Source organism: Streptomyces sp. NPDC005195 (genome assembly GCF_040608315.1).
In the GTDB taxonomy this organism is placed as follows: domain Bacteria; phylum Actinomycetota; class Actinomycetes; order Streptomycetales; family Streptomycetaceae; genus Streptomyces; species Streptomyces kaempferi.
The window spans coordinates 172,260-188,435 of record NZ_JBEXHZ010000007.1 but is presented as its reverse complement, the minus strand read 5'-3'; the positions used below and the strand labels follow the sequence as shown (position 1 = coordinate 188,435).

The window sequence follows — 16,176 nt, the reverse complement described above, 5'->3', positions numbered from 1 at the left end:
ACGTCTTGTATTGTTTGCCCCGGAGGATTCGCCTAGTGGCCTAGGGCGCACGCTTGGAAAGCGTGTTGGGGGCAACTCCTCAGGGGTTCGAATCCCCTATCCTCCGCCAGTGCCTCACCGGGCACGATGTCGAAGGGCCCCACCGCGAGGTGGGGCCCTTCTTCGTTGTCCTCAGCCCTTGTTGTCCTGGTTTTTTGTCCACAGCGGGTTCTTCCGGGACTCCCCAGATGGCATCGGCGATCTTCCGGGCGACGTCCTTGAGCCTGGCGTCCGGGACGTGCAGGTACCGCGCCCGCATGCTCGCGGAGGTGCCCGGCTCCCACCCCATGATCTGATCAATGACGCGAGCCGGGACACCGAGCAGCATGAGCACGGTGGCGGCCGTGTGACGTGCGTCATGCAGTCGGCCGTTCCGTAGCAATTGCGGTTGCCGGCCGTACTTCAAGGACGATGCGCACCGACCCGGGACTCTTTCGGTTACTTGGCCGCGCTCGCAATGAACGTGTGGATGTCGGCGGCGAGGTTGCGCATGTCCTCGCCTGCCGCGTGCGCCGTGGTGGTCTCGAAATGCCATTCCTCGGAGGGCGCCCGATCGCGGATGCCCCAGGTCAGTTGGACGTGGCTACCGCGGTGCTCTGCCGAGAGGGTCAGGTCGTAGCAGACGGAGTGCCAGGTACGTACGCCTTCCCAGCCCCGGAAGTCTTCGGCAAGCGAGGCGAGGAAGGTGTCGAGGCCGTCGCCGTCCCAGGTCTCCACCGAGGTCTCCACACTTCCCCAGGGCCCGCAGGCCCTGATGAGGAAGTCGAGCGTTGGTTCATCCTCGAACGGGCGGTCCGGCTCCGACAGCAGCAGGCGGACGGGACCGGGGTCTCCCACCTGGACGAATGGGCGTCCGGAATCGTCGTAGTCGATCACGCGAACAGGTTAGAAGACCGGACTGGCGGGCAGTCGCCACGCTCAGACGGGCAGCGTCGGGAACGGCTCCTCCAGACGCGATCATCCACCGTTGCTGTGGATCCTGCACACGATCTGGTTCCTGACGGCCTTTGGGATCCGGCCGTACAGCAGCGAAGTACAGCAACCGCAACGACCAGTCCCGTACTTCGGCAGCCGCACCGGACCGCTGCACGTCCGATACGACCGTCGATGACCGATCCACATAGAGCCACGGATCAGAAGGTGGTGGGACTTGCACCGGCCGTCCCACAAGCGCACCAGAACGGGCGGGGAGCAGCGGGGCAGCACGGTGAAGGCGGCCGAGCCCGTCGAGGCCCGCGTCTTCACCGTTTACCCAGGTCAGCGCCTGGACAGCCCGTCAGTACCCACAGCTTCCCCAGCTCAGGGCTGCGGCCACCGGATACGCGGTGGCCACCTGACGCGTGGTTCTGTAACTTGCCCCCATGACCGACAACCGAAGGGGCAATGCCGCGTAGGCGCCCGTCAGCCCTGCGGGGCGACCTCTCCATCCGCCCCTGGAGACGGCGGCGGTACCCGTTCATCGATCGCCTTTCAGGATCTTGCACAGCTGACCTGCGTCGGCTGGAGCGGACCCGCTTCTGGCCCGAAGCCGCAGAAGAGACGTTCTGACACTGGCAGGCCTATGCCCATGGCCCCCTCAGACAACTTGTAGACCCACTCACAGTTCCCGGTTGCGGGATCCATAGGTGCGGGTGTTACGGCGCCGGCTTCCGCGAACACCTCGCAGCCGTGCTTCACGCACTGCCCAGAAAGAGCGCGCGTGAGTTGCGCGCCCTCGTGTGGGCCCTCGACCGGAAGATTCTGGCAAGGGCCAAGGTCATCCCGGCTGACAGCCTGGACGTGCCATGGTGGCAAGGTCAGCTCTAGGACCATGGGCGGCCGTCTCAGTTTCCGTCTCATTCAGCCCCGTTCACGGCCGTTGAGGCGAGACCCTCAGTCATCGCCGCGTCGACAGCCAGCCGCCCATGAACGCAGGTGAACGCCCCTGCACCCAGCCAAAGGCCCCACCACCACAGTCGGAAAGCGTGTTGGGGGCAACCCCTCACGAGTTCGAATCTCGTATCCTCCGCCAGTGCCTCACCGGGGCTTGTCCGACCTGCTGTGCGATCTTCCGTCGCCGCCTCGGGGAACCGGACCGTGTACCCCCTCAGCCGCCTCACGCTCGCCCCGTCCTGTCCTGTCCTGTCCTGTCCGGAAGCCTGGCGCCGCCTTCGGGACGCCGAGCCCGATTTCAGCCTCTCCCGCAGCCACAGCCTCATGATGAACGTCCCGTCCGAACCAAAAGAGGCGATAGTATCGATAGGGATAGTATCTCTGTCGATACTATTACCGACGGGAGTCTTGCCATGCGCCGCTTCATCGGGCGGGACCACGAGCTGGACGTGCTCGGCAACGTCTTGCAGGTGGTTCAAGATGCCGTCGGGTCGGCGAAACCGGGCCAGTGCCTCCTCATGCGCGGACGGCGGCGGGTCGGCAAGTCCAGCCTCGTCGAGGAATTCCTCCGGCGCACGGAGACTCCGTACCTCTTCTTCACCGCGGCGGGCGGCACGGCGGACGACGAGCTGACGGAGTTGCTCGACGCCGTCGCCCGATCCACCCTCCCGGAGCGGGAACTGTTCTCGGAGGAGACCCCGGGACAATGGAATGCCGCATTCAGGCTGCTTGCGGAGATCCTGCCCGACGACACTCCGAGTGTGATCGTCCTCGACGAGGTTCCGTATCTCATGGACCGCCTCGACGCGTTCGAGGGCATGCTCCAGCGGGCATGGGACCGCCTGCTCAGCCGCAAGCCCGTACTCCTCCTCCTGGTCGGATCCGACCTGTCGATGATGGAGGCGCTGAACAGCTATGACCGCCCCTTCCACCAGCGCGGCCGGGAAATGGTCGTGGGGCCGCTGAACGCGGCCGACATCGGCGAGATGCTCGACCTTCCGCCGGCGGCCGCCTTCGACGCCGCCCTGATCACGGGCGGTCTCCCGCTGATCTGTGCGGAGTGGCGGCCCGGAGCGGATGCCTGGGAGTTCCTCCGCGACTCACTGGACAACCCGATCTCGGCGCTGCTGGTCTCCGCCGAGCGCTCACTGGCCGCGGAGTTTCCACCGCAGGCGATGAGCAGGGAAGTCCTGCGGGCCATCGGCAGCGGGGAGCGGACCTTCACCAACATCGCGCGCGCCGCCGGCGGCATCGCCCACACCACTCTCACCCGTGCCACGGAGGTCCTGACCGAGAAGCGGGTCGTGGCAGCCGAACTGCCCCTCTCCCCGCGACCGTCGAAGGAACGCCGCTACCGGGTGGCAGACCCCTATCTGCGGTTCTGGCTGGCGTTTCTGGATCCGCACATGGCGGAGATCGAGCGGATGCGAGGAGATCTGACTCTGAGCCGGATCAAGGAGCAGTGGACGAGCTGGCGGGGCCGCGCGATCGAGCCCCTCGTCCGGGAATCCCTCGCCCGCCTCCTGCCGGACGGACTCCTGCCCGCCACTCCGGCGATCGGCGGGTACTGGACCCGGAGCAACGACGTCGAAATCGACCTGGTGGGCGCCGACAGGCAGCCTGTGGCCAAGCACTTGCTCTTCCTCGGCTCGGTCAAGTGGCTGGAGAACTCCCCGTTCGACAGCCACGACCTCGCCGCGCTGCAGAAGCACCGGGCGGCGATCACCGACGAGCCGCTGCCGCTCGTGGCGGTCTCCCGCAACGGGACCAGTTGTTCTGGGCTCCAGGCGGCGTACGGCCCCGAGGAACTGCTCGGCGCCTGGCGCCGACCGTGAACAGGCGCGAAGCGTGAGCGGTAGGCGTCGCGGCGACTGCCAACCGCTGGAACAGTGACCTGATCACCGGAGGGGCAGGCGCAGGCGGTGAGGACTCCCCGTACGCCGAACTTCCGCGGAGGGACTTCCACGGGGAACCCGCCTTCCGTCAACTCCGTTCCCCGCGACCGCATCCACGGTGCCCCTCGGCGGCGAATGAGCCCGAGTACGTAGGTGCTCGCGTCCGTCCCGACCACGAGAACGGCCCGCTCACTCAGCCATGTACGACGAGAAGACCCGCGAATTGTCCGTGAACTGGCCGCCGGGGGCGCCTCGATGAAGGAAACCGTCCGCGGCTACTGGTGCGAGTGCCGGACCGAGGACCTCACGGCAGGCGGTCCGCCGGCACTGCTCGCGTCGATGGACGCCTACTCGGCCGCGCAGGCCGACCGGTGGATAGCGGTCGCCCTGCGCACCATCACCCCGGCGCTCGGCCCCGCGGCGGCGGACGAGGCCTGGGACTGGCTGTACGACGGCCGCATCGAGATGAGACAGGCCCTGCTGCGCTCGGAACCGTGTTCGGTGTCGGTCGACAACAAGACCACCCGGCTCACCTGGACCGCCCGCCCCGTCCTCTTCCTGCCCCTCGCGCGCCGGGAGGACGCAGGCCTTCCGGAGTGCGCCGACAGGTCCGTCCCCGGCACCGGCCGTCTCCGGCACCGTCCCGGGTAGGGCCGCCCCGCGCGGTCGGCCACCGCCGGGTACACGGAAGACACGCCGTGACCTTTACGCCGCGCGCCCTGTTAGCGACTCTGCCCGCAGCCCACCTGCGCCAGGGGAGCCCTCATGAAGATGACCAGGCCGCGTCCGGCGGTGCACCCGTGACGACGACGGTTCCGAGCCCTAACGCGGTCGACGGCTGCTTCCTCAGCTACGAGCGGGACGAGCCCCGGTTCCGGCCCTATGTCGGAGCGGTCCTGGAGGTGACCGGCTCCTGCCCGGGTCCGGGTCCGGTGGGCGAGCAGATCGCCGACCGGGTGGCCCGCATGCCGAGCCTCGCCTGCAAGGTGACCCGTCAGGGCCGCCGGACGGTCTGGGAGCTCGATCCCGGCTTCGACCCGCGCCGCCATGTGCACGAGATCCTCGTGGAGGACGGCCGGCCCTCGCTCGGCCGGGCCGTGGACGCGCTGCTCGGTGAGCCGATCAGCGCCGGCGCGCCCCGCTGGGGGGTCTGGCTCATCCACGGCTACTCCCCCGACGGGTACGCCCTGTTCTACCGCGCCCATCACGCCGCCCAGGACGGGCAGGCGGTGCTGGACGCGCTCACGGCGCTGTTCGGGGTGGGTCCCGCCGTTCCTCGCCGGCAGGCCCTGGACGAGGCGCCCGGCGCCCGTGACACCGGCGGGGACCGGGATCCGCTCACGTGGGTGAGGAACATCCCGGCGCGGGCGATCGCGCAGAACGCGGCCGACACCGTACGCGGCCTGCGGTCCACCCTGACCTGGGCGCCGCACCGCCCCCTCACCGGCCGGACGCGGCTGCTGTCGGCGGCCGTGCCGGTGGCCTGGCCCCGGGATGTCGCGAAGGCCCTCGGGGCCACGCCCAACGACGTCTGCCTGGCCGCGCTGGCGGAGGCGGTACGGGACTGGGTGCCCGCGGAGTGGCGGGCCCGCCCCGGGCGCGGCCGGGAGCTGCATGTGGGACTGCCGGTCAGCCTCCGTCTTCCAGAGGAGCGGTTCGCGGTGGGCAACAGGGTCTCGGCCGTACGCGTTCCGCTGTCCTACTGGTCGCAGTCCCCCGCCGACCGGGTGGTCGCCGTCGCCCGCGCGACCCGCCGGGTCAGGACCGAGGGGATGCGCCGGGTGCTGCGGGCACAGCTGGAGTGCCTTCCGGAGTGGCTCGTCTACCGCTTCGTCCGGCAGTCCTGCGCCGCGAGCAGCGCGGTGGACACCTCCGGACTGCTGCGTGTTCCCCGCCGGCTGGCGGTCGGGGCGGATCCGGTCGAGGGGGTGGTGCCCACGCTGTTCCTGCACGGCGACCACCTCTTCGCGGTGTCGTTCCTCTCGTATCAGGGACAGGTCCAGGTGAGCTTCACCGTCGACCGGGCGCTGGACGACGTCGGTGATCTCGCCGCCTTGTGGGCCGAAGCCGTCGAGCGGCTGTGGCGCGACGTCACCCCCCTCAGCCCTACCAGCCCCGTCAGTAGCGCCAGTAACAGAGATGCGCACGCGTCCCGTTCCAGGGAGAACTCATGAGCACGACCGGCCGAGAAGGGTCCACCGCCCTGGTCACGGGCGCCAGTTACGGCATCGGCGCCGACATCGCCCGCGCCCTCGCCGCCCGCGGCCACCACCTCGTCCTGGTGGCCCGTAGCGCCGAGCCCCTGGACCGGCTCGCGGCCGCCCTCGAAGCCGAGTACGGGATCAGTGCCCGCCCGCTGGCCGCCGACCTGAGCACCGAGGCCGGCATGGATCTGGCCGCCGCGCTCGCGTGCGACGCCGACATCCTCGTCAACAACGCCGGTGCGGGACTCGGTCTGTCCTTCGAGCGCACGGCGTGGGAGGAGGAGCGGCGGATGCTCGCCCTCAACGTCATCGCTCCCTCCCGGCTCGTCCACGCGGCACTGCCCGGAATGCTCGGCCGGGGCCGGGGACGCATCCTGAACGTCTCCTCGGTGGCCGCCACCGCGCCGGTCTGGCTGGGCACTTCGTACAGCGCCTCGAAGGCGTACGCCCTGACACTGACCGAGTCGCTGGCCCACACGCGCCGTATCCGCACCTCGCCGGTGGCGCTGACCGCCCTCGTCCTCGGGCACACCGTCTCGGAGTTCCACGAGCGGGCCGGTATCCCGGCGTCCCCTCCGTCGCTCACCCTCGCGTCGCCGTACGTCGCCGAGCGGGCGGTGCGGGCCATCCTCCGGCGCCGCCCGCCCGTCGTCTGCGTGCCGAGCGTCCGCTACAAACTGCTGGCCGGGCTGCTGCGCCATCTCCCGCGCCGGGTCGTCGCCCTGCCCCACCTCGCCGACGACTTCACCGTCACCTCGTACGAGGCGCCGCGGCCGCCGTACGGGGCCGGGGCGCCGACCGGCGGGCGGGAGTCAGTCGGGAGTGACGGCCAGGACGGCGTTCTGGCCGCCGAAGCCCATGGACAGCGAGAGCGCCAGCCCTAGCCTTCCCTGGCGGCTCTCGGTCGGGATGTCGAGGTCGATCGCCGGATCGGGTTCCTCCAGGTTGGCGGTGGGCGGAACGAGCCCCTGCTCGACGGCGAGGACGGTGAACGCCGCCTCCACCGCGCCCGCCGCTCCCAGCAGGTGCCCGGTCACCGGCTTGGTGGACGTCACCGGCGGGCGGTGCGGGAAGAGTCCGGCCAGCACCGCGGCCTCCGCCCGGTCGCCGGCCGGGGTCCCGGTGCCGTGGGCGTTGACGTGGGTCACGTCGCACGCGCTCGCGCCGGCCTGCGCGAGGGCCTCGCGGACGGCCGTACCGAGCCCGGTGCCGTCCGGATGGGGGCGCACCACGTGGTGCGCGTCCGAGGAGGCTCCGAAGCCCCGGACGCAGGCGCGGGTCCGGGCGCCGCGGGCCCGGGCGTCGGCGGCGCGCTCCAGGACCAGCATCCCGGCCCCCTCGCCGATGACGAAGCCGTCCCGGCCCCGGTCGAAGGCGCGCGGCGCTCCGGTGGGGTCGTCGAAGCGGTGGGACAGCGCGCCGATCCGGTCGAACCCGGCGACGTAGAACGGTGTGATGGCGGCGTCTGCGCCACCGGCCAGCGCGATGTCGCACCGGTCCAGGGCCAGCAGGTCCCGTGCCATACCGAGGGCGGACGCGCCCGACGCGCAGGCGGTGTTGACCGTGCAACTCGCGCCCGAGGCACCGAACTCGATGGTCAGCTGGGCGGCCAGGGAGTTGCCCAGCGAGGCGGGCACCGCGTAGGGCGACATGTTCTGCGGGCCGGCCGTCAGCAGCGCGCGGTGCTCGGACTCCAGGGTCTGGGCGCCGCCGGTGCCGGAGCCCACGATCACCGCGACGCGCGCGCCGTCCCACCGTGCCGGGTCCAGGCGGGCGTCGGCCAGCGCCTCCCGCGCGGCGAGCAGCGCCAGTTGCGCACAGCGGTCGGGTCTGCGCGCGCGGGCCGAGCCGAGCCGGGCCGGGTCGAAGCCGCCCACCCGGCAGGCCAGATGTGCCGGAACCGTCTCCTGCTCCCACGCCAGTACGGCGGTCGGCAGCCCCTTGCAGACGCGCTCCCAGCTGGGGGCCCAGCCGTCGCCGGCCGGGGTCACCAGTCCGAGGCCCGTGACGCGGACGTCCTGTCGGCCGGTCATAGGGAGGTCACCTGGCTCCGACGAGGGCGGCCACGTCCGCGACGGTGAGGGTGGCGCCGATCTCCTCCTCCGTCACCGCCACCCCTTTCTCGCGGCGCAGGACCAGGGCCAGTTCGACGACGGCGATGGAGTCCAGACCGGCTTCCTCGCGCGTGGCGTCCGGGCTGATGTCATCCTCGGAAAGCCCAAGAGAAACAAGAACGTTTTTGAGTTCTTCGTATGACACTTTTTCTCCGTCGCATGGATAGCAGGGCAGACACCTCAAAGTACCATCTCCAAGGGAACCGAATTCTCCGAGAGAATTAATGCGACAGGCGAGCGATGGGCGAACGCAGGAATGGATATTCTGGAAAAGTGCCGGCCGTGGACCGCGGAACATCTGCGGGCGACGGGACGGGACTGCTACTTCCGGGCGATCGGCGACACGTTCGACGGCACGGAGGCCGATTTCGAGGGCCGCCGGGTGATCGTCGCGGCCTCCCACGACTATCTGGGGCTCTCCGCGGAGCCCCGGGTGCGGGAGGCCGCCGTCACCGCGGTACGGCGCTTCGGCACCTCACTGGGGGGGTCCCGGGCGGTGAGCGGCTCGCTGGAACTGCACGAGGAACTGGAGGACGGGCTGGCGGCGTTCCTGGGCCACGAGGCGGCCGCCGTCCTTCCCTCCGGATATCAGGCGAATTTGATGCTGGCCCCGCTCCTCGGTGAGGGGGACCTGGTATTCAGCGACTTCTCCAATCACGTTTCACTGGAAGAGGCCGTCCGCCTCGGCAGGGCGAAGGAACGCAAATTCCTGCACGCCAACCTTGATCATCTCGATGAATTGCTCCGCACCGCGGACGGAAACGGAATCGGAAACAAAGAAACCGGAACCCGAGGAAACGGAACCGAAAGCGACGGTACCGGAGGCGACGGGACCCGAACCGGCGGAAAGCTGATCCTCACGGACGGGGTCTTCTCGGTGGACGGGGACGTCTGCGACCTTCCCGGCCTCATGAAGCTGGCGGGCGCGCACGGGGCGCGGGTCGTCGTCGACAGTTCGCACGACCTCGGGGTGCTCGGCCCGACCGGAGCGGGCGCCGGCGAGCACTTCGGACTGCGACCCGACCTCGTCACCGGCGCCCTGTCCAAGAGCCTGGCCTCGGTGGGCGGGGTGATCGCCGGCCCCGCCGACGTGATCCGCTATCTGCGGTTCCACGCGCGCACGTCGCTGTTCACCGCGGCGGCCGCACCGGCCAACGTCGCCGCCGCGCTGGCCGCGCTGCGGATCCTGCGCGCCGAACCCGAACGGCGCGTACGGGTCCTGGATCTCGCCGAGCGACTGCACAACGGCCTGCGCGCGCTCGGCTTCGACACCGGGGCGTCCGTCACACCGGTGGTGCCGGTACTGGTGACGGGGCGCGAGCGGTGCATGCGCATGTGGCGGGAGCTGTTCGAGGCGGGAGTGTTCGCCGCGCCCATGGTCCACCCGGTCGTCAGGACCGGCCGCGAGGTACTGCGGGTCACTCTCACCGCCGCGCACACCGATGCCCAACTGGAGCGGGTCCTGGCCGCGTTCGCCTACGTCGGCCGCGTCGAGGGGGTCATCCCCGGCTCCGCGCCGGCCTCGCACACCCCGGTACGGATCGCCCGCCCGCGCGGCCCCCTGACCGCCGCGCACGACGGCAGGTCCACCGGCGCGGGAGTGCGGCGGCCCACCGCTTAGGGCCGGTGCCGCGGATCAGCCGATCTTCACGGTCTTCGAGGCCGTGACCTGGTCGATGTCGGTGGTGCGGACCGTCGCCTTCATCGTCCAGGTGCCGGCCACCGGGAGGGTGACACCGTCGGCCCCCCAGTAGCCGCCCCGGTTCGCCAGTTCCGCGTCGATCGGACCGATCCGCTGGGACTCCAGGGTGAAGGTGAGGCGCAGTTCGGGCACGGTCGCGATCCCTCCGTCGGGGCCGAAGATCACGGCCTGCACGGAGTTCTCGCCCACCCGGCCCGGCGCCAGTTGGATCTGCACCTTGCCGTGACCGCCCGGCGTGCCCACGTCGAACGGGATGTTCGTCGTGGTTCCCTCCTGCTGCCCGGCGTCCGCGGACGCCGAGGCCGCGGCGGCCTCGGTGGCCGCGCGGCCCGGCTGGGTCCCGGTGAGCAGGGTGGTGATCACCAGCACGACGATGCCGACGGTGACCTCGGCCAGCACCGAGCCCCGCAGGGCCCTCCGGTAGCGGGCGGTCTCGTCGGAAGGAGGCGCGTCCGGATCCGGGCCCGGACCGCCGCCGGGGATGTCGGAGGCCGAGGCGGACACACCGGCGGAGTCGGCAGAATCGGGGGAATCGGGGGAATCGAGGGACGCGTCCCCCGTCGTCGAAGCACCGGACACGGCCCCGGAGTCGGCCCCGTCCCTGTCCACGACGGCCGGTGTCCCGCCCCCGCCCACGACCGCCGCTGCCCCGACGGTCTCCGGCACGCGCTCGGCCACCGCCACCGCGGCACGCTCCTGCGCCGCCACCATCAGCCGCCCCGCCCACCGTCGCGAGTACGCCGCCCCGGCCAGCAGGCACAGCACCGCGATCAGCTTCACGACGAGGAGGCGCCCGTACGAGGTCGAGGTGAGGGCGTCCCAGGAGCCGAGGCCGCGCCAGGACTGGTAGACGCCGGTGACGACCAGGACGGCGACGGAGGCGAGGGCGAGCCGGGAGAAGCGGTTGACGGTGGCCGCGGGGAGCGGCTCGGCCGACCGGTACAGCGCGGTCAGCAGCGCCGTCAGTCCGCCCAGCCACACCGCCATGGACAGCAGGTGCAGGACGGAGGAGACCATCGCGACGGGTACCTGGATACCGGCGGACGCGTGCTCGGCGGCGGCCCAGGTGACGGCGAGGGAGACGGTGAGCAGCGCGCCGAGGGCGAGGACGGCGCGCTCCCGCCGGTCCGCGCGTACCGGGTAGAAGGCCACCGCCGCCAGCAGCACCAGCCGGGCCAGCAGGACGAGGCCCGGCCGGCCGGCCAGTGTCTCGTTCAGGACCGACGGGTCGAGGGCGTCCGCGGGGCCGCTGCCGCGTTCGTAGGGTCCCCGCAGCAGGAGCAGCGCGAAGGTCGACAGGAACAGCGTCCACCAGCCCGCGAGGAGCAGCCGCCGTACCTGGCCCGGGAATCCGCAGACCAGGACGAAGGCGGCGGCCCCGATGAGCAGGGCGAGACCGCCGTACGCGACGTAGCGCGCGATGTCGTAGAGCGTGGCGGAGACGGTGTCCCCGGCGGGGTCGACCGGGACCGGCGCGACGAACGCGGAGGGTTTGCCGATGGAGAAGGTGAAAGCGCCGGAGACCGGGTGGCTGTCCGCCGAGACGACCCGCCAGGCCACGGTGAAGGTGCCGGTGCCGAGACCTCTGGGCAGGGTCACGCGGGCGGTGTCGGACCGTCCGTCCGCGTGCCCCGGCTCGCCGGTGTGGACGCGCCGGTTGCCCGGGTCGAGCACGCGGAAGGAGTCGTCGAGGAGCCCGACCGACTCGGTGAACGTCAGGGTCACCTGGCGGGGAGCCGTCTTCAGCACGCTGCCGTCCTGGGGATCGGCACCGGTCAGCGCCGCGTGGGCGGACGCGCCGCCCACACCGCCGAAGAGGACCAGAACCAGCACCGTACCCAGCAGGGCCAGGCCCCGGGCCACGCGCCGTCGCTCCCGCTGTCCTCGTCCGCTCACACGCCGTCTCCGTCTCCGTGTTTCCAGAGTCTCCGCGTTTCCGGAGTCACGGATACGTACGGACGAATCCGGCGCCATGCTCACTCCACCGGCGAAGCGCGCGGTCCGGCCGGGGCGCCCGGGTCGCCGGGCAGACCGGTCCCGAACACCGCTTCCCGGCTCAGGAAGGCGAGCCGGGCGCGCTTCTCGGGCAAGTAGACCCCGGGAAGGTCGATTTCGGGAAGCACGATCTCGGGACCCGGTTCGAAGCCCTGCCGGACCAGGCGGGAGATCGCCTTCGCGTTGCGTGCGTCGGGTTCGACCACCACCCGCCGACGGCCGAGGCCGATCAGCACGTACGTGGTGAAGGCGGTCAGCAGCTTCGAGGACCAGCCCGGCCGGGGACCCTCGGCTCCCGCGGGGCCGATCAGCAGATGGACCCCGATGTCGCCGGGCTCGGCCTCGTAGCACTCGCTGACCCGGTCGGCCTCGGGCTCGTACGTCTGGAACAGCGCGGCGGGCTCGCCGTCCTTGACCACGAGGAAGGCGTGGTGGGTGTCGAGCGAGTCGAGATGGAGGTAGGTCCCCAGGACCTGCTCCCTGGTGAACCCGGTCATGCCCCAGAAGGCGGCGCGCTCCTGTGTCACCCACCGGTGGATGACGTCCAGGTCGGCGGGAGGGTCGACGGGCAGGACGCGGACGGCGCCGAAGCCGTCGATCTCCTGTTCGTGGACGGCCTCACGGTCGGGTGCGTACGGCTCAGTGGTCATGGTTCTCCTCGTCATCCCGGTCATCCCTGTCATCCCGGTGTCCCGGGCGTCCCGGGTGGATTCCGGGGTGTCATGCGGGGCCGGTTCCCGCTCCTCGGTCAGCCGGTTCCAGTCGGTGCGGACGGGGACCAGCTCTCCCGCGAGCCACAGGGGGAGTTGGTCGCGGTGATGGGCCGAGCCGGGGACCCCGGAGGCGCCGAACGGCACCACCCAGAGGCTGTTGTCGCGGTCGGCGAGGTCCCAGACGTAGCGGGCGGCCGGACCGCGCGCGCTCAGGTCGGTGAGGCCGGGGACGGCCGAGGTGCACAGCACGCAGTCGTGGTCGCCGGCGAGCCCCGGTTCGTCGTACGCGTCGCCGGCCAGCGCCCGCCAGGGGGCGAGGCGGTGGCTGTCGCCCCAGACGCCGGGCGGCCGCGTGGCCGCCTCCTCGACGGCCGCCCGCACGAGCCCGGCGCGGTCGATGCCGTACAACTCCTCGGCCCTGAGCAGGTTTTCGAGGGCGAGGCCGATGCGGGGGAGGAGGGCGAGCCAGGGGCGGAGGACCTCGGGGTACTCGGGCGGGTCGGCCAGTGCGGCGAAGACGGGGTGGGCGGCGAGCCGTCGTGCGACCCCGCCGCGGACCGCCGCGTAGGCCGCCGCGTCCGTGCTGTCGGCCTCCATGCGGCGGTCCCAGAGCAGCAGCCGGTCGCGCAGGGCCGCCGCCGGCGGGGTCAGTCCGTCGAGGGTGGCTAGGTGCTCCAACAGGGGTGCGGCCGAGGCGAGATGGGTGTCCATGTGGACGGCCGCCATGTCCGGGGCCGGCCAGGCCGTCCTGGAGACGAGCAGGTCGCGGATGCGCGCGGCACGGTGCGGCGGGGCGAACTCGACGCCGAGCGGGGTCGCGGGGCCGCGCTGGTTGGCCATCACGGCGATGCCGTCCTCGACGGTGCCGTACGGCATCTCGTGCCAGCCCCGCCACTCGTGTCCGGGCTCCCAGGCGGCGACGATCCGGGTGCGGTTGTCCTCGCCGCGGACCGGAACCCGGCCCGCGACCCGGTGCAGCACCCCGCCCACGGTGTCGGCGGCCTGGACGACGTTGACGGGCTCGGCCCACAGGTCGAACGCCCGGTCCACGTCCGCGACTTCACGGGCGCGCAGAAGCGGGAGCAGGGCGCTGAAGCCGAGGTCCCCGGTGACGCGGGGCGGATAGCGGAGGCTGATGGGGCCGACGGCGCCACGGCCGTCAGCGTCCCTTTCGCTCTCCTCGGCGACCGCGTCGCGCCCTTCGGCCGCGCCGTGGTCCGTGTCGCTCCCCCCGATGACGACCGGTCCCCGCGCGGTCTCGATCACCTCGACCTCGACCGGTGCGCCGCCCGCGACCTCGACCGTCTCCACGTGCCGGGTCGCCGGGCGCCACCGACCGTCCGGGTCCAGTGCCTCCAGAGTCTCCCCGCCGTCCCCGCTCCGGCGCAGCCGCTCCCGGTACAGGTCCTGGTAGTCGGCCATCGCGTTGGTGATGGCCCAGGCGACGGTGCCCGTGTGGGCGAAGTGGGCGATGCCCGGGACGCCGGGGACGGCGAGGCCGACGACGTCGAACTCGGGGCAGGAGAGGTGGATCTGCTGGTAGACGCCGGGGTCCTCGATGAAGCGGTGGGGGTCGCCCGCGATGACCGGCTGCCCGGTGGCGGTCCGTTCGCCGGTGACGAGCCAGCCGTTGCTGCCGGAGGTGCCGGGTCCGTCGGTGGCGAAGAGCTGCACGGCGTCGGCGCCGAGCCGCCGGACGACCTCCTCGCGCCAGAGTTTGGCGGGGAACCCGGCGAACAGGATGTGGGTGGCCAGCCAGACGCCGAGCGGGGTCCAGGGCTCCCACCGGCCCGGTACGAGTCCGGAGCGGGTGAACTCCGGTGTGCGGCGGGCGCCTTCGGCGAGCCCTTCGTTGACTCCGTCGACGTACGAGACGACCCACTCGGCGGTCTCCGGGTCCCCGCTCTCCAGGGCGGCGAAGCAACGTCTCGCGGTGTCGTCGAGCCGGGCCCGGCGGGCGAACACGTCCCAGGTGGCCTCCCCGGCGCCGAGGAACGCGGCGGAGGTGCCCCGCGAGCGGTGCCGTTCGACCTCCAGCTGCCACGCGCGGTCGACGGCGGTGGTACGGCCCTGGGCGTGGGCGAGTTCGTGTGCGCTCCCGGCGCGCAGATGGGGAATTCCCCAGGGGTCACGGTAGAGCTCGGCGGTCACGGTCATCCCCACTCTTCTCAGGTTAGGCTAACCTAACTTCAGTTGAGGCGAAATCGTACGTGAGGGATGGGGACAGGATGGGCCAGGGGCACGGCTGGGAGGGCGCGGTACTCAAGCTGCTGCGCGGCAAGGACTTCACGTTCACCGTGACCGGGGCCGAGGACGTGACCCCGCGCTACCGGCGGCTGCGGTTCACCGACGGCGGCATGCTCGCGGCGACCGGGGTGCACCCCACACTGTGGGTCCGGCTGTGGTTCGACAACGCGGGCAAACCGCACCAGCGGGCGTACACGCTGGTCGACCCCGATCCGGCGGCCGGCACCTTCGGACTGGAGTTCGCGCTGCACGAGGGCCGCGCCTCGGACTGGGCACGGGCGGCCGGTCCCGGGGACACCATCGAGGCCACGGTCCACGGCACCGCCTTCACGGATCCGGACCCCGCCCCCTCCCATGTCTTCGCCGTCGCCGACCCGGCCTCGCTCCCCGCCCTCAACTCCCTCCTGGACGCGATGGGGCAGGCCCCCGCGACGGTCTGGTTCGAGACGGACCATGGCGTGGACGGGCTCCCTCTCCGGACCGCTTCGGCCCGCCACACCGTGCGCCCGGTGCCCCGCCGCGACCAGGGCGCCCACCTCGTCGCCGAGGTCAAGGCGGACCTCCCCGGCCTGCTGGAGGGCGAGTCGGACCCGTACGTCTGGATCGCCTGCGACACCGCCACGACCCGCTCCCTGACGACGTACGTCCGTAAGGAGCTCGCCCTCCCGAAGCAGCGGGTCAACGCCATGGGCTACTGGCGTACGACCTGACGGTGTCCCCTGCGAGGACGGTGCCCCGCGAAGAGGCGGCGGGGCCGTCCGCGCCGGATCATCTACGCATGGACATCAGCCTTCACATCGCCCAGGATCCCGACGCCGACGAACTGCTCGGCCGCAGCCCGCTCGCCGCCCTGGTCGGGATGCTGCTCGACCAGCAGGTACCGATGGAATGGGCGTTCAAGGGACCCCGCACGATCGCCGAGCGCCTCGGCACGAACGATCTGGACGCACACGAGATCGCGGCGTACGACCCGGAGAAGTTCGCCGCGCTGCTCTCGGCGAAGCCGGCCGTGCACCGCTACCCCGGCTCGATGGCCAAGCGGATCCAGCAGCTGTGCCAGTACCTCGTGGAGCACTACGACGGAGACGCCGCCGCCGTCTGGAAGGACACCGGCACGGGCGCGGAGCTCCTCCGGCACCTCAACGAACTGCCCGGTTTCGGCGCCCAGAAGGCCCAGATCTTCCTCGCCCTCCTCGGCAAGCAGTTCGGCGTGCACCCCAAGGGCTGGCGCGAGGCCGCGGGCGCCTACGGCGAACCCAAGGCGTTCCGCTCGGTCGCCGACATCACCGGCCCCGAGTCCCTGGCGAAGGTCCGGGCCCACAAACAGGAGCTGAAGGCCAGGGCCTCCGGCGGTTGACCGGCACGCTTCGGCCGGGCCGCCGGCCTGCGCCGTCC

Annotated in this window: 12 protein-coding genes, 1 tRNA gene and 1 pseudogene; 8 read left to right on the top strand and 6 right to left on the bottom strand. The window is 71.6% G+C overall.

The window, feature by feature from the left end; all coding sequences use genetic code 11:
* Window positions 1-21: 21 nt before the first annotated feature.
* Window positions 22-109, top strand: a tRNA-Ser gene (locus ABZV34_RS11425).
* On the opposite strand, the pseudogene ABZV34_RS11420 reads toward ABZV34_RS11425, so the two are convergent.
* Together ABZV34_RS11420 and ABZV34_RS11415 are read right to left on the bottom strand one after the other, a co-directional pair.
* A pseudogene (locus ABZV34_RS11420) lies at window positions 80-415 on the bottom strand (hypothetical protein); the annotation flags it as partial. The gene ABZV34_RS11425 and the pseudogene ABZV34_RS11420 sit on opposite strands and share 30 nt — an antisense overlap.
* A 62-nt stretch (window positions 416-477) precedes the next feature.
* Window positions 478-915, bottom strand: coding sequence for a DUF6228 family protein (locus ABZV34_RS11415; RefSeq protein WP_356273599.1), 438 nt, complete (start codon window positions 913-915; stop codon window positions 478-480).
* Between the two features lie 1,409 nt (window positions 916-2,324).
* Between ABZV34_RS11415 and ABZV34_RS11410 the strand changes: the two genes are divergently transcribed.
* The 4 genes from ABZV34_RS11410 (at window position 2,325) to ABZV34_RS11395 (ending at window position 6,894) form a co-directional block, all read left to right on the top strand.
* Window positions 2,325-3,746, top strand: coding sequence for a DUF234 domain-containing protein (locus tag ABZV34_RS11410; RefSeq protein ID WP_356273597.1), 1,422 nt, complete (start codon window positions 2,325-2,327; stop codon window positions 3,744-3,746).
* A gap of 315 nt (window positions 3,747-4,061) precedes the next feature.
* The gene (locus ABZV34_RS11405) at window positions 4,062-4,457 is read left to right on the top strand and encodes a hypothetical protein (protein ID WP_356273595.1); all 396 of its coding nucleotides are present in this window, start codon (window positions 4,062-4,064) and stop codon (window positions 4,455-4,457) included.
* Between the two features lie 149 nt (window positions 4,458-4,606).
* Window positions 4,607-5,980, top strand: coding sequence for a wax ester/triacylglycerol synthase domain-containing protein (locus ABZV34_RS11400; protein ID WP_356273593.1), 1,374 nt, complete (start codon window positions 4,607-4,609; stop codon window positions 5,978-5,980).
* On the top strand, window positions 5,977-6,894 hold the full coding sequence (locus tag ABZV34_RS11395; RefSeq protein WP_356273591.1) for an SDR family NAD(P)-dependent oxidoreductase: 918 nt from the start codon (window positions 5,977-5,979) through the stop codon (window positions 6,892-6,894). The genes ABZV34_RS11400 and ABZV34_RS11395 overlap by 4 nt, the downstream gene beginning before the upstream one ends.
* On the opposite strand, the gene ABZV34_RS11390 is transcribed toward ABZV34_RS11395, so the two are convergent.
* Together ABZV34_RS11390 and ABZV34_RS11385 are read right to left on the bottom strand one after the other, a co-directional pair.
* Entirely contained in the window at window positions 6,823-8,043 is a 1,221-nt protein-coding gene (locus ABZV34_RS11390) for a beta-ketoacyl-[acyl-carrier-protein] synthase family protein (protein WP_356273589.1), read from the bottom strand. The genes ABZV34_RS11395 and ABZV34_RS11390 overlap by 72 nt on opposite strands.
* A gap of 7 nt (window positions 8,044-8,050) precedes the next feature.
* Entirely contained in the window at window positions 8,051-8,269 is a 219-nt protein-coding gene (locus tag ABZV34_RS11385; protein ID WP_168528911.1) for an acyl carrier protein, read from the bottom strand.
* A gap of 111 nt (window positions 8,270-8,380) precedes the next feature.
* On the opposite strand from ABZV34_RS11385, the gene ABZV34_RS11380 reads away from it, so the two are divergent.
* The gene (locus ABZV34_RS11380) at window positions 8,381-9,745 is read left to right on the top strand and encodes an aminotransferase class I/II-fold pyridoxal phosphate-dependent enzyme (RefSeq protein ID WP_356273587.1); all 1,365 of its coding nucleotides are present in this window, start codon (window positions 8,381-8,383) and stop codon (window positions 9,743-9,745) included.
* A gap of 15 nt (window positions 9,746-9,760) precedes the next feature.
* Here ABZV34_RS11380 and ABZV34_RS11375 read toward each other — a convergent pair whose 3' ends face one another.
* Window positions 9,761-11,722, bottom strand: a complete 1,962-nt coding sequence (locus ABZV34_RS11375; protein WP_356273585.1) for a copper resistance protein CopC — start codon at window positions 11,720-11,722, stop codon at window positions 9,761-9,763.
* A gap of 80 nt (window positions 11,723-11,802) precedes the next feature.
* Window positions 11,803-14,691, bottom strand: coding sequence for a GNAT family N-acetyltransferase (locus ABZV34_RS11370; protein ID WP_356273583.1), 2,889 nt, complete (start codon window positions 14,689-14,691; stop codon window positions 11,803-11,805).
* 71 nt (window positions 14,692-14,762) lie between these two features.
* Here ABZV34_RS11370 and ABZV34_RS11365 point away from each other — a divergent pair, with 71 nt between their 5' ends.
* Both ABZV34_RS11365 and ABZV34_RS11360 read left to right on the top strand, forming a co-directional pair.
* Window positions 14,763-15,491, top strand: a complete 729-nt coding sequence (locus tag ABZV34_RS11365; protein WP_356273581.1) for a siderophore-interacting protein — start codon at window positions 14,763-14,765, stop codon at window positions 15,489-15,491.
* A 68-nt stretch (window positions 15,492-15,559) separates the two neighbouring features.
* Window positions 15,560-16,138 (top strand): HhH-GPD-type base excision DNA repair protein, encoded by a 579-nt coding sequence (locus tag ABZV34_RS11360; RefSeq protein WP_356273579.1) that lies wholly within the window; start codon window positions 15,560-15,562, stop codon window positions 16,136-16,138.
* Window positions 16,139-16,176: the final 38 nt, after the last annotated feature.

Bases quoted from the DNA above. Each gene is read 5' to 3' on its own strand.
- ABZV34_RS11410 (WP_356273597.1), top strand. From the start codon at position 2,325: ATGCGCCGCTTCATCGGGCGGGACCACGAGCTGGACGTGCTCGGCAAC.
- ABZV34_RS11405 (WP_356273595.1), top strand. From the start codon at position 4,062: ATGAAGGAAACCGTCCGCGGCTACTGGTGCGAGTGCCGGACCGAGGAC.
- ABZV34_RS11395 (WP_356273591.1), top strand. From the start codon at position 5,977: ATGAGCACGACCGGCCGAGAAGGGTCCACCGCCCTGGTCACGGGCGCC.
- ABZV34_RS11390 (WP_356273589.1), bottom strand. From the start codon at position 8,043: ATGACCGGCCGACAGGACGTCCGCGTCACGGGCCTCGGACTGGTGACC.
- ABZV34_RS11380 (WP_356273587.1), top strand. From the start codon at position 8,381: ATGGATATTCTGGAAAAGTGCCGGCCGTGGACCGCGGAACATCTGCGG.
- ABZV34_RS11370 (WP_356273583.1), bottom strand. From the start codon at position 14,691: ATGACCGTGACCGCCGAGCTCTACCGTGACCCCTGGGGAATTCCCCAT.
- ABZV34_RS11365 (WP_356273581.1), top strand. From the start codon at position 14,763: ATGGGCCAGGGGCACGGCTGGGAGGGCGCGGTACTCAAGCTGCTGCGC.
- ABZV34_RS11360 (WP_356273579.1), top strand. From the start codon at position 15,560: ATGGACATCAGCCTTCACATCGCCCAGGATCCCGACGCCGACGAACTG.